Annotated in this window: 9 protein-coding genes; 7 read left to right on the forward strand and 2 right to left on the reverse strand. The window is 58.5% G+C overall.

The window, feature by feature from the left end; translation table 11 throughout:
• Positions 1 to 3: 3 nt before the first annotated feature.
• Positions 4 to 2,013: a hypothetical protein gene (locus HY298_00420; GenBank protein ID MBI3848743.1), complete on the reverse strand. Its 2,010-nt coding sequence runs from the start codon at positions 2,011 to 2,013 to the stop codon at positions 4 to 6.
• Between the two features lie 552 nt (positions 2,014 to 2,565).
• Between HY298_00420 and HY298_00425 the strand changes: the two genes are divergently transcribed.
• The 7 genes from HY298_00425 to HY298_00455 all read left to right on the forward strand — a co-directional run bounded on the left by HY298_00425 (position 2,566) and on the right by HY298_00455 (position 11,908).
• A complete protein-coding gene (locus HY298_00425) occupies positions 2,566 to 3,402 on the forward strand; it encodes a DUF1559 domain-containing protein (GenBank protein ID MBI3848744.1) in 837 nt (278 codons plus the stop codon).
• Positions 3,403 to 3,454: 52 nt separating this feature from the next.
• Positions 3,455 to 4,105, forward strand: coding sequence for a hypothetical protein (locus HY298_00430; protein ID MBI3848745.1), 651 nt, complete (start codon positions 3,455 to 3,457; stop codon positions 4,103 to 4,105).
• Between the two features lie 87 nt (positions 4,106 to 4,192).
• Complete coding sequence (locus HY298_00435) at positions 4,193 to 6,061, forward strand: hypothetical protein (protein MBI3848746.1); 1,869 nt, start codon at positions 4,193 to 4,195, stop codon at positions 6,059 to 6,061.
• Between the two features lie 13 nt (positions 6,062 to 6,074).
• Positions 6,075 to 7,631 carry a carbon-nitrogen hydrolase family protein gene (locus HY298_00440; GenBank protein ID MBI3848747.1) on the forward strand — a complete coding sequence of 519 codons (1,557 nt, stop codon included), beginning with the start codon at positions 6,075 to 6,077 and terminating at the stop codon, positions 7,629 to 7,631.
• Between the two features lie 153 nt (positions 7,632 to 7,784).
• The gene (locus HY298_00445; protein ID MBI3848748.1) at positions 7,785 to 8,582 is read left to right on the forward strand and encodes an amidohydrolase family protein; all 798 of its coding nucleotides are present in this window, start codon (positions 7,785 to 7,787) and stop codon (positions 8,580 to 8,582) included.
• A 227-nt stretch (positions 8,583 to 8,809) separates the two neighbouring features.
• On the forward strand, positions 8,810 to 9,622 hold the full coding sequence (locus HY298_00450) for an amidohydrolase family protein (GenBank protein MBI3848749.1): 813 nt from the start codon (positions 8,810 to 8,812) through the stop codon (positions 9,620 to 9,622).
• A 141-nt stretch (positions 9,623 to 9,763) separates the two neighbouring features.
• A complete protein-coding gene (locus HY298_00455; GenBank protein ID MBI3848750.1) occupies positions 9,764 to 11,908 on the forward strand; it encodes a protein kinase in 2,145 nt (714 codons plus the stop codon).
• A gap of 29 nt (positions 11,909 to 11,937) precedes the next feature.
• Here the strand turns inward: HY298_00455 and HY298_00460 are convergent, their stop codons facing one another.
• A complete protein-coding gene (locus HY298_00460) occupies positions 11,938 to 12,705 on the reverse strand; it encodes a prepilin-type N-terminal cleavage/methylation domain-containing protein (GenBank protein MBI3848751.1) in 768 nt (255 codons plus the stop codon).
• Positions 12,706 to 12,761 lie beyond the last annotated feature (56 nt).

Here is a 12,761-nt window from a genome sequence, read left to right on the forward strand (position 1 = left end):
GAGTTACTGCAGGTGAATCCGGTAAAAGCGGGTGGCGTTGGTGGCCGTGTTGTCCTGCTTGTTCGTCACGCTGCCGTCGCCAATGATGCCGGGCAGAATGGCGGTCCAAGTCGGATCACTCAACGTTTGTTTGAATTCAAGGACATGGTTGCCACCGCTCACCGTGGCGAACGAAATTGTGGCGGTGTTGCCCGACTTAGTGATTGATGTGATGACGGGTGCCGCGGCGGCACAGTTCGTGTTCAACGTGCCGCTGTTCGAGATGGTGCCGACAATGGTGCCGCAACCGGTCACGCTGGCGTTGGAGGCGATGACGAGTCCGTCCGCAAAACTGTAAGTCCCGCCCTGAAGTTGAAGCGTGGCCGGGTTGACGCCGTCGCCGACGACAAATGGCGATCCGTTGGCCGCCATCAGGCTGCGCAGCGTGAGGGTGCCGCGCGGGAAACTGAATTGTCCGTTGCTGTTGGTCAGCAACAGCGCATCCGCAGTGACGCTGCCCTGATCCACTGTGAAAGTTCCACTGGCGACGTTGATGATGCCGTTGCTGAACGGGTTGGCCACGGTCACGGCGCCGCCGAACACACTGACCTGGCCCGTCGAAACCAGGCTTGTTCCCACCACCAGATTGGAGGAGAGGATCGTGTCGCCGCCGGTGATGGTGACGGCACCTTGCGGCGCATTGGTTCCGTCCTCGGACATGCCGACAAAGAGGCTCCGCGCGCGCACCGTGCCGCCGGACACGGTCAGGTCACCGATGCCCTCGCGGCCCACCCAGATGTTATCATTCGTCAGCGAAAGTAATCCGCCGGTCACCACAACGTGCCCGATGGCATTGGTGAAACGACCAATGGAAAGGTCATCAATGCAATACACCGACGCGTTTGGTTGGACAGTTAATGTGCCGGTGGCGTCGGTGTGACGGCCCACGGAAGCGTTCGTGAAATAGGCCATGGCGTTGGTGATCGTAAACGTGCCGATGCCATATCGGCCTATGGCGACGAGGTCGTTGGTGGCAATCAATTGCCCGCCGGTCATGAGCACGTCGCCAATGGCTGGTGCATTGTCAGCGATATCAAATCCGCCTCGCAACCAGACGAGGCCGCCGCTGATGTTGAATTTCGCGGTGCCGTAGTTGCCAATGCGGGTGACGTCGGTCAAGGCGCCTGGAGTCACGGTGAGTTGGCCGCCGGAAATGTTCACGACACCAAACCCGCCAAAATTGTCGCCGATTGACAAAAAGGAAAACGCCGACGTCCCGCCGGATTGATTCAGGATGCCGCTGCCAAAATTGCCAACTTTGGTGAGGTCGTTGGTGGCAATGAACTGGCCGGATACGATTGAGACGGTGCCAGTTGAGTTAACGGCGTCGCCAAGGGTTGTGAGGAATGGCGAGAGGACAGTGCCGGCGTTGAGCGTGTAGATGCCCTGCGCACTGCCGACGGCAGCAACACTTAGACCGAAGGTGTTCACGGTGCCGCCGTTTTGGGTGAAGGTGCCGATAGCGCCACTGGCGCGGCCAACACGGATGTTAATGAAATTTGGTGTGGTGTCGATTAACCCGCTCTCCATTTGCACACTGCCGCCCAGCACATCGAAGGTATCCCCAACGGACAATGTTGAATTGGTGACGAGTAAGAGGCCGTTGCGGTCCACGAGCAGAGGTTTCGAAGTGGAGAGCGGCGTGCCTGAAGGTACGCCGGTGACGAGCAGGATATTGGTGGAGCCGGCTGGCGCAGAAACCAGGAGACTGCGCACCGACAGATTGGCTGCAGGGGTCGCCGAATCCACGGTGACGGTCTTGATGCCTCCGGCGGCGGCGTTCGTGATCAGGATGAAATCGAAACTGGTGCTCGGTGGTTGAGCGGCGGACCAGTTGGTCGCCGCGCTCCAGAGACCGCTGATCGAGTTGGTCCAGGAGTTTGTCCCCGCGGCAAAACCGTCCAAACTCGAAACGAGAAGGAGGGCATGAAGGACGCCGGTAAGTTTCAAAAGATTAAAACGATACTTTCTCATAAGCATTGCTAGATTGACATCGCGATTTAAACATACAGCCCAAGCTCCCACGCGGGACAGCCACGGTCGAAACCCGGCGCAAGGTGCATATTTTTCATTTCGGAAACCTTTTAGCAACCGCCTTGCCAAAACGTGGCCACGATACTTCCTGAACGAGCGCGCATTGCCCCCCTTGAGTTTGCAAGGGTGGAGCGTGAACCAGTTCGTCCCACTGCTTGTGCGCGGATTGATAGCTCAGAGTATTTTGTTCCACTTGCGGAATCCGATTGTTCCGGAATCGGTCCGGCACTGATCGGAATAAGGTATCATGGAGGGTGGCTAAAGGAGTCCGGCCAATTTGATTATCAAGCAAGCAGGCTTTAGCGTGTGGCGCGAGTTGGCAAGTGGCGGCGACGCGTTGCAAGAAGTTCGTTGGCACGTCGGCTGCGTGATGGTTGACTGGTTATGATGACCGGTTCATTTCAACAGCGCGCATGCACCAGTACACGAAGTGTGCGGAATGGAACTTTTTCTGGTGATGGCACCGGAAGATTCTCAATGTATGGTTTCAACATGAGTTCCGTGAGTAGAAAGGCCGGGAGCAATTCAACTGCTACAAGTTCGCCGGCCTCATGCTGCCGCCGCTCTCATTCTGCGCCGGCGTTTACGCTGGTTGAGCTTCTGGTGGTCATTGCCATCATCTCCATCCTCGCCGCCTTGCTTTTGCCAGCGCTTTCACTCGCCAAGGAAAAGGCGCGCAGCATTTCGTGCGTCAATAACCTCAAGCAGATCGGCACCGGATTGGTGATGTATTCGGACGACAACAACGATCTGCTGGTGCCGGCGGAATACGACGTGCGGAATGGCGCCAAGTTCCAGGAAGGCTGGCCGACCTTGCTCTTCAACGGCAAATATCTGCCGGCGGAAAAATCCGGCACGTTTTACAAGGTGGCAGGCGGGGCCATGGTCTTTCGCTGTCCGTCCGCGCTCCCCAAGGTCTATCGCTTCGGTCCCAGCAGTCGCGATGACCCCGAAGGCGCCATGGCCTGGCCCTATCCCTCGGAGAGCACCGGCAAGCGATTTCATATCGATTGCTGGTATGGGATGAATGGCTCGACCGGCAACCCGCAGAAGTGGCCGTTTGTGCGTATCCCGATGGATCGTTCGCGAACCGCCACACCCAACAAATTCAGCAGTGCGGCGCGTTTCCCGCGCATGCCAACCGTATTCGACGGCTTCTGGATTCACAACGGCAAGGACGAGCGGGTCAACGCGCGTCACAATAAGAACACCCGTTCGAATATTGCGTTTTTCGACACGAGCGTAAAATCCTACGACACGTTCCGCATTCCCAGTGTTCGCGACAAGCAAGCTGCGGAGATTCAGTGGCGTTTTCCAGAATCGAACTGAGATGGCAGTAAAATTCCAAACGACGTAAATAACTTGTCACCCAATCACTCCGATGACTCCCAAAGGTAAACAAATCGCAGTCGGCGCGCTTTCGATCCTGGCCATCCTTGGCTCGGCGGCTTGGATTTACTTTGGGCAGTTCAAGTCGGCCAAACACAACGTCGCGCTGCACCAGCGGGTGGGCGAAGTCATGGCCGAGCAAACGGCGAAATTGGTGGCGCACAAAGCCCGTGTGGTGCTCATCACGATTCCGACCGGTGGCGAACCGGAATTAAAGACGCAGTTGGACTCCTTCCGCCGAGCGCTCAAGAAACTGGGCGATTATGAACTCAAGGAGTACGAACTCGATACGAAGGACCAGCCGAAATACGGAGTCGGCACGGGCCTTTCGGGCCGGCGTTATGTTCGCATGGTGAAGAAAAATGAGAAGGCGGACGTGTTTGTGTCGTTCGTCGGTGCGCCGGGCTTGAAGGACGAGGAACTCGCGGAACTGGGCAAGCCGCCGAAGTTCGTCGCCGAGACGCGGACGCCGGACCACCTGCCAAAACTCTTCGACAAACAAGTCATCAGCGTGGCCGTGGTGTCGCGCTTCGTTTTCCCCGCGCCCGGCCCGCAAGAGCCAAAGACCGCGCAAGAGTGGTTTGACAAGCGTTATCAGATCATTGCGGCGGACTCCATCAGCACCATTCCGAAACCGGAGTAGGGCAGGGATGGTGATGCAGTAACGGGAGGGCCTGCCGGGTTTTCACACTTGCCCGCTTCTTGATTGCAGGGCAGGATGCTTCAACCCATGAGAGCTACTGCTCGTTGCTGGTTGATCTTTCTGTGTCTCGTGACCTGTCTCGCTGCCGCCCAGTCCGACGGTGGGAAGTTTGAATCGGTCGGCATTCCAGTGCGCAAAGGCGGGTTGATGGGTTGCATCGTCGGACCGGACGGCAAAGGCGGCGAGGTGCTCTACTTCAATTTCAATCAACTCAGCGGCCTGCTGTTTCTCGTTCAGGTGAATCCGGATACCGGCGAGGCGCGGCAGTTCAACGCGCCCCAAGGTCCGGGCGCGTGGGCGTTGATCAAAGGGCCAGACGACAAAATCTATCTCGGCACTTGGGACGGCGCGCTGATGTTGCGTTTCGATCCGAAACAACCGGAGAAAGGTCTCGTGGTCGTTGGCAAGCCGTCGCCTACCGAGGATTACCTGTGGCAGTACGATATCGGCAAGGATGGCAAGCTCTACGCCTGCACGTATCCGCAGGCGAAACTGGTGAGCTTCGATCCGAGGACGGACGTGATGGAAGATCTCGGACGAATGCACCCAACCGAAATGTATGCGCGCAGTCTCGCAGTGGGAGCGAGCGGCAAGGTCTATGTCGCCATCGGCACGGAGAAGGGCGACCTCGTGATGTTCGACCCTGCGACGCGCAAACATCAGAGCATTCTGCCGGACAACCTCCGCGCTGCGAAAGGTGCCACCGGAGTCTCCGTCTGGCGCGGCGCGGATGGTCAAGCTTACGCGCAAATCGACAGCAAGCAGGCACGCCTCGACGACGAACAAGTCGTGGTCGTCACAAATGCTCCAGGCAAGGCGCCAATGAAACTTCGCGACGGCCGCGAAGTCGTTGAGTTTGGCCGCGGCACGTTTTCGCTTAAAGATCCGCCTAGCGGCAAAGTAACCGAGCGCACTTTCAAGTATGCCGGCAACGGCGATCTCATTTTCGTGCTCGGCGTCGGGCCGTCCAACTGCGTGTACGGCAGCACGGCGATGCCATTGGAAGTTTTCCGCTATGATCCGGGTGCGAACCGCAGCGATGCGCTCGGCGCCATGCCGGGCGGCGAGGTTTACTCCATGCTGGAAGACCGGCACAAACTCTACCTCTGCTACTACGGCGGCTCGGTGATGAATCTCTTTGATCCCGCCAAGCCATTCTGGAAGTTTGGGTCGGGCGCAGATTGCAACCCGATTTCCTTCGGCGGCGTGGGCGACGGCCACCTGCGTCCGCGAGCAATGATTCGCGGGCCGGACGACCTGATCTACGTTGGCAGCGAGCCGCCTTATGGCCAACTGGGCGGCGCTTTGGGTGTCTGGGATCCCCGGCAAAACAAGACCGTCGAGAACTACCGGCACATCGTCACCAACCAAAGCATCGTGTCGCTCGCTTGGGAGACGAAGAGCGGCCTGATCTTTGGTGGGAGTGCGATTGTGGGCGGTGGCGGCGCGCGCCCCAGTGAAAAGGAGGCAAAGTTTTTCGCATTTGATCCGAAACAGAAGCGCAAGGTTTTCGAAACGGCGCTGGTGCCGGGCGCAACGAAATATCCAGCCACGTTCGCGACGCATGGCAAAGTCTTCGCGACCGTCGGCGACAAACTCTTCGAGTTTGACCCACAGGCGATGAAAGTTGTGAGAACGATCACACTGCCGGGCGGGCAACTGGATATTTCGCTGGGGCAACATCGGAACGGGAAGTTGATTGGACTGACGACGAAGGGGGTTTACGTTCTTGATCCTGACCGGGGCAAACTTGTTCACACAGGTGATGCTCCCGTCAAAGTGAATTGTGGATTTGCGCTGGTGGATGACGCCGTCTATTTTGGGTCGAAAGCCGAACTATGGCGTTATTTGCTGCCGGCGTCGGTCGTCACCAAATCAGAAAACAAATCTCAATGATAGGAATCGAGTTATGAAAGCGAGATGCGATGGCGCAATTGAGTTTGGGGAGCGCGCCCGCCTCGGGCGCTGCCGAAGACGCCCGCGTCGTCCGCTTCCTCAGTCGTTTGGTCACATCATTTCGATTACGCTGCGCGGAGAGGGTTCGGCGCGAGGGCGCGCCGAACGACAGCCGGGGCGGCTGCGCTCCCCAATTCTTTCAACGTCGGCGCTCCGGTCAATTATTTGCGTTCTCGTCGCGGTTTCTCTGGTTGTTGCCCACTCGTTATTGGCGGCAAGCAACAATGAGTCAAACCTTGGTGCCGACGGCTGGAGCGGAGTGGCGCAGCGCGACGAAATCCGCCCCACCTTCGAGTTCAAGAAACACGGCGGACCAAATCACGACGGCAGTCTCATCATTCGCGCCGATGACCGCGAAGGTTTGGACGGCCATTGGACCAAGGCTTTTCCTGTCAAGGGCGGCCAATACTACGGCTTCCGCGCAGTGCGGCGGGTCGAAAATGTGGTGTCACCACGCCGCAGCGTGCTGGCGCGAATTCTATGGCGCGATGAAAAGGGCCGCCCCGTGTATCACGATGAACCCGGCGCCAAGAGCTACGCGCCCGGCGTGGCCCCAGTCGCCGAACCGGAATATCCGCCGGATCGAGCAACAGACGCGAAGGGCTGGACGGAAGTCGCCGACGTTTATCAGGCGCCGTCGAAAGCGACCCAGGCAATTGTCGAATTGTATTTCCGCTGGGCGCCGCGCGCGCAAGTGGAGTGGAGCGAAGTTGCGTTGACCGAAACCACCGCGCCGCCGTCGCGCAAAGTCCGTCTCGCCACCATTCATTACGTGCCCAAAGGCGGGAAGACAGCCATGGACAGTTGCCGGCAGTTCGCGCAGTTCATTGAAGAAGCGGCGCGACAAAAGGCCGACCTCGTTGTGCTGCCCGAAACACTTACGCAAACCGGCAATGGACTTTCCTACGTCGAAGCTGCGGAGCCGATTCCCGGTCCATCGACCGAATACTTTGGTGAGCTGGCGCGCAAGCACGGCGTTTATCTCGTGGCGGGTTTGGTCGAGCGCGAGAAGCATCTCGTCTATAACACCGGCGTGCTCATCGGACCGGACGGCAAACTTATCGGCAAGTACCGTAAGGTCACGCTGCCGCGCACGGAGATCGAGGCGGGCGTCACGCCCGGCCACGAGTATCCGGTGTTTGACACGCGCTTCGGCAAGGTCGGCATCATGATCTGCTACGACGGTTTCTTCCCCGAACCCGCGCGGCAGTTGAGCATTCGCGGTGCGGAGGTGATTGCGTTTCCGGTCGCCGGCTGCAACCCGATGCTCGCCGCGGCGCGCGCGTGCGAGAACCACGTGTTCCTCGTCAGCAGCACCTACACCGATCTCAAGAGCAACTGGATGATCTCCGCGATTTATGACCGCGAAGGTCAGGTCCTCGCTCAAGCCAAGCAATGGGGCGAAGTGGTGGTGGCAGAAGTCGATTTGGGCAAGCGGCTTTATTGGTCGAGCCTGGGCGATTTCAAAGGCGAGAACCCGCGCCACCGACCGGTCTGGCCGGGGGAATGAAAGTTCCGAAGGCCGAAATCCGAGGACCGAAAGAATACCAAATGCCAAAATCCGAAACACGCCATTTACGCCCGTCACATTCGGGCTTCGGGCTTCGGTTTTCTTTCGGATTTCGGCCATCGGATTTCGGACTTGTCTTCGGCGATTGATCGCATGGAAAGCCGGTTCGATATTTGGGACCTCCATTGCCACCTGTCTGGCGTGCCGGGCGACACACCTGAAGCGCGCCTTGGCAAACTGCTCGAATACGCCGACCGCATGGGTATCGCGCGACTTTGCGTCTTCATGGGCATGGAGTGGAGTTACGATCCGTCGCTGGAAAAAATGCGACAGGAGAACGACGAGGTACTGCGGGCGTTGCGCAACTTTCGCGACCGCGCGTTCGGCTTCGTCTATCTCAACCCGAAACACACGCAAGCCAGCCTCGATGAACTCAACCGCTGCGTGCGTGACGGCCCGATGGTCGGCGTGAAACTCTGGGTCGCGGAGCATTGCAACGCACCGGAACTCGACCCGCTCATCAACCGCGCGGCGGAACTGAAGGCCATCGTGTTTCAACACACCTGGATTAAGATCACCGGCAACCTGCCCGGTGAATCCACGCCGATGGAACTGGCGGAACTCGCCGCTCGACATCCACAAGCGACACTCATCTGCGGTCACTCCGGCGGTGATTGGGAAATCGGATTGCGTGCGATTCGGCCGCACAAGAACGTGTATGCGGACCTGGGCGGAGGAGATCCGACGGCAGGTTTCACCGAGATGGCCGTACGCGAGCTTGGCGCCGGGCGCGTTCTCTACGGCAGCGACGTTGGGGGGCGCAGCTTCGCCTCGCAACTGGCGAAGGTGTTCGGCGCTGACATTCCTGAATCGGCCAAGCGACTCATCCTCGGCGAGAACTTGAAACGGTTACTCCGCCCAATCCTGCGGGAGAAAGGGGTGAAAGCGTGAGCGAAAAACTTACTGAATGGGGAGCGCAGCCGCCCCGGCTGCCGTTCGGCGCGCCCTCGCGCCGAACTCTTCGCGCGATGGAGACACCCAATGGTTCGCTTGTCCCTTCGCGAAAGCCGACGACGAGGGCGTCGTCGGCTGCGCCCGAGGCAGGCGCGCTCCCCGAACTCAATCGGCGCAGCTTCCTCAAAACGACGGTCGCCGCTATCGGTCTCAGCGCGCTGGGTATGGAGGTCCGCGCCGCAAACAACTCGCCGCGCTCGCGCGAGGGTTTCATTGACGTCAACATAAACCTCTCGCGCTGGCCGTTGCGTCGTCTGCGCTTTGACGACACGGCCGCGCTTGCCGCGAAACTCCGCAGCCACGGTGTGACGCAAGCTTGGGCGGGCAGCTTCGAAGGTCTCCTGCACAAAGACATTGCGGCGGTCAACACTCGTCTCGCCGAGGAGTGTCGCCGTCACGGCCGCGGGTTATTGGTGCCGTTTGGTTCGATCAATCCGAAGCTGCCGGATTGGGAGGAAGAGTTGCGTCGCAGCGCCGAAGAACACCACATGCCCGGCATCCGATTGCATCCCAGCTATCACGGTTACAGACTTGATGACCCGGATTTTGCGCGACTGCTCCGGCTCGCGACCGAGCGCCACATGATTGTCCAACTCGCGCTGCTGATGGAAGATGAACGCATGATGCATCCGTTGCTGCGCGTCGAGCCGGTGGACACCGCGCCGCTGGTTGACCTCGTCAAGCAAACGCCCGGCCTCCGGCTCGTTCTCCTGAACGCCTTGGGCAAGCTCCACGGCAAGCCACTCAGTGACTTGATCGCAGCGGGAGAAGTTTACGTTGAGATTTCCATGCTCGAAGGTGTGGGCGGAGTCCGCAACCTGCTGGCGCAGGTGCCATCGAGTCGCGTGCTCTTCGGCTCATTCGCGCCTCTGTTCTACTTTGAGTCCGCGCTCCTCAAGTTGAAGGAATCTCCACTGACCCAGGAACAAGTGCGCGCCGTCCGCCTTGGCAACGCGCAACCTTTGCTGGCGCGGTAGTAATTGCCGTTCGCTCCGTTTCGGTGTCGCACCCAGCCGCCTCGCCAATTGCTTATCGGTCTAAGAAGTTCACGCTCGACACATCCCAGACTGTGTGATTGAGTCCACCATAACACCCTTCCCATGAATGTGCGGGATAAAATGACTCCCGGACCCACAGTGGAGTCGAAGAGTTCTGACTCGTCCGTGTCGCCGCCGACGTCGGCGAAGAACACCGGTTTCAATCAACCCGACGACTCTCGAACCAGGGCTCCCCACGCTCAACCTCCTTCCATTCCGGACTACGAACTCCTCCGGCGCATTGGCGGCGGTTCGTACGGCGAAGTGTGGCTTGCGCGAAGCGCCACCGGAGCCTCGCGCGCCCTGAAGATCGTCTGGCGTCACACCTTCGAGGACGACCGCCCGTTCCAGCGCGAGTTCGAAGGCATCCAGCGCTTCGAGCGCCTCTCACGTGAGCATCCCAGCCAGCTTGCGCTCTTCCACGTCGGTCGCGGCGAAGGCTATTTCTATTATGTCATGGAGCTGGCGGACGACGCCAGAACCCAGCGGATTGACGGAGTAGTGGAGACTTGGAGTAATGGGAAAACACTGCCGACGCAACACTCCAGCACTCCAGCACTCCAGGACCCCAGTTCTTACGCTCCCAAAACCCTCCGCAGTCTGCTCCGCCCGAACACTCAAACATCAACTCCGATAGATCGCGAGCCGGCTCTCGACTCTCAACCAACGACAGACCGCCTGCCTGCCGCGCGCGTGCTGGAAATCGGCCTCGCGCTCACCGAAGCCCTCGCGCACCTGCACGGAAACGGCCTCGTTCACCGCGACGTGAAACCGTCGAACATCATCTTTGTCGGTGGCAAGCCCAAGCTGGCGGACATCGGACTGGTGACGGATGCTAGCGACACGTGTTCGATTGTCGGCACCGAAGGTTACCTCGCGCCCGAAGGCCCCGGCACGCCGCAAGCCGACGTTTTCGCGCTCGGCAAAGTCCTCTACGAAGCCCTCACCGGTTTTGAGCGCCGCCAATTCCCGCAACTGCCGCCCGACCTCCGCGACTGGCCTGACGCCAAACTCGCCTTCGAACTCAACGAAATAATTCTCAAAGCTTGCGACTCCGAAGCCCGGCGACGTTATCAGTCGGCAGAGGAGATGCGCGCTGAACTGGCGCTGTTGCAGCGTGGCAAATCGGTCAAGGGCAAGCGGGCGCTCCAACACTGGCTGGCTGTCAGCAAAAAGGCTGGCTTGACTGTTTCCTTGCTCGCTGTGGCTGTGGCCGCCGTAGTTGTTCTCAGGCAAAGCCCGCGTGATCCGTACCACCATTCGGCAAACCCAGAAGTGAACGACCTCGTAGGTGAAGGCAACCACGTTGTTCAAGGCAGATCTGCTGAACGGGTTCGCACAGCATTGGGTTACTTTAATAGAGCCGTTGAACTCGACCCGAGTTTTGTTCCAGCTCGGTATGGCGTTTTTCGGGCCTTGGTAAGTCGAGGTGCCGCGGAGCAGGGTGCTTCGGCCGTCGATCGCGCGCACCTTCGCGCAATCGCCAAACAGTTGATGGAGATGGATTCGAATCTTGCCGAATCTCGCGCCGCTTCGTCGATGATCAAGTGGATCGATTGGCAATTCCCTGAGGCGCTCGCGGAGGCTCGTTTGGCCACCCAGAAGCGCGCAGCGTCAAAGGAAGGGGAGACGTCGGCCCACAATTATTACGGATACTTCCTGGTTCAGAGCGGCAGACCGGGTGAGGCGTTAGAGCAGTACAAGATTGCCAAGCGGCTGTCACCTTCTAATCCGATCATCGACCACCATCTTGGACACCCTTACTTTGCAACCAGACGGTTTGAGGAGGCTCTGAAGCATTATCGAGAATCTCTTGAAATGGAGGGCCGACAGGAAACTGCCCATTACTGGATTGGTCGAGTTTACCTGGAGCAGACCAGTTTCATGGCGGCGATCGACGAGTTTGAAGAAGGCGAAAAGGCAGTCGGCAGGACCAGTTCCAAAAGGGAGTTCTTTTTTGAGACGTTGCGTGAGGCGAGTCGGCAGGACCCCGTGAATGGATATTGGAGCAAGCGGCTTGAACTGGCTTTGCAGGAATCCAAACCAGACCTCTATGAAATCGCCACACTCTACGCGCGCCTTGGCGACAAACCTAAAGCATATCGCTATCTCAGAGAGGCCTGTGAAAAAAAGGCCTTCGACCAGGGCTTGATGTTCGATTTATGCTGGGACCATGAGGACAAGGAGTTCAAGGCGATTGCGAGGGGAATACGTCTTCTTCAATGATGGTACTTGGATGACAACCTCGGTCATTCCTATTTGGCCTTGTACCAAATCCATTCCGCAGTCGGTTCGGCTGGGTAAGTAGTGTTGGCCAGAATGAAACGCTTGAAGTCGCGATGGATGGCGTGGCTATCCACGAACAGAACGGTCGCGCTGCTTCGGTTCCGCATTTCTTTATAACTGTGCACAGTGGACGGGCCCTGGCTGTAATGTGAGTAATTGATCATCGGGGAATTCCCATTGTCGTTTGGCAACGCGGGAGGCTCGTGCATGAGGATGTGACGCGAAGGCGATTGGATCCAACTCTCGGGCTTGAGCGCAAAACCCATTTCAATATCAACCAACTGGTTTCGCGTTTGCGCGACCCAGGGATTCTCGTTGTATTTGTAAGACGTGCCCAGCGCTTCGAACCAGTTTGACCACTTGAAATTAACGGTGTCGATGCCGCGGTCCGACGGACACCGGAACAACTCACGCTTGGGGGCGTAGCGCCACAGCGGTCGATTCGTCGCTGCCACCGGCTGGGGGATAATCGTGTTCGGATCGCCTCCCCCAAACTGAAATGAAAAAGCTACGCCGCCCGGGCCGATTGGCGGAAATTTCGTCTGATTATCGTCACGATACATCTGAAACGCGACGCCGATCTGCCGCTGATTGCTCAAGCACTGAACAACCTTCGCGCGTTCTTTCGCTCCGCCCAGAACTGGTAGCAGTAGGCCCGCCAGGATTGCGATGATCGCGATGACCACCAGTAATTCGATCAGAGTGAAAGCTCGCTGAAATTGTGGTTTCGTATTCATAATTGTGCCTTTCGTTACTGAACTTTCAAGCTCGTTTTGGCGCACACATGGAGTGC

This window comes from Verrucomicrobiota bacterium (assembly GCA_016200005.1).
Taxonomy (GTDB): domain Bacteria; phylum Verrucomicrobiota; class Verrucomicrobiia; order Limisphaerales; family PALSA-1396; genus PALSA-1396.

Coding starts and splice junctions, on each gene's coding strand:
- HY298_00420 (MBI3848743.1), bottom strand. CDS start 2,013: ATGAGAAAGTATCGTTTTAATCTTTTGAAACTTACCGGCGTCCTTCAT.
- HY298_00425 (MBI3848744.1), top strand. CDS start 2,566: ATGAGTTCCGTGAGTAGAAAGGCCGGGAGCAATTCAACTGCTACAAGT.
- HY298_00430 (MBI3848745.1), top strand. CDS start 3,455: ATGACTCCCAAAGGTAAACAAATCGCAGTCGGCGCGCTTTCGATCCTG.
- HY298_00435 (MBI3848746.1), top strand. CDS start 4,193: ATGAGAGCTACTGCTCGTTGCTGGTTGATCTTTCTGTGTCTCGTGACC.
- HY298_00440 (MBI3848747.1), top strand. CDS start 6,075: ATGAAAGCGAGATGCGATGGCGCAATTGAGTTTGGGGAGCGCGCCCGC.
- HY298_00445 (MBI3848748.1), top strand. CDS start 7,785: ATGGAAAGCCGGTTCGATATTTGGGACCTCCATTGCCACCTGTCTGGC.
- HY298_00450 (MBI3848749.1), top strand. CDS start 8,810: ATGGAGGTCCGCGCCGCAAACAACTCGCCGCGCTCGCGCGAGGGTTTC.
- HY298_00455 (MBI3848750.1), top strand. CDS start 9,764: ATGACTCCCGGACCCACAGTGGAGTCGAAGAGTTCTGACTCGTCCGTG.
- HY298_00460 (MBI3848751.1), bottom strand. CDS start 12,705: ATGAATACGAAACCACAATTTCAGCGAGCTTTCACTCTGATCGAATTA.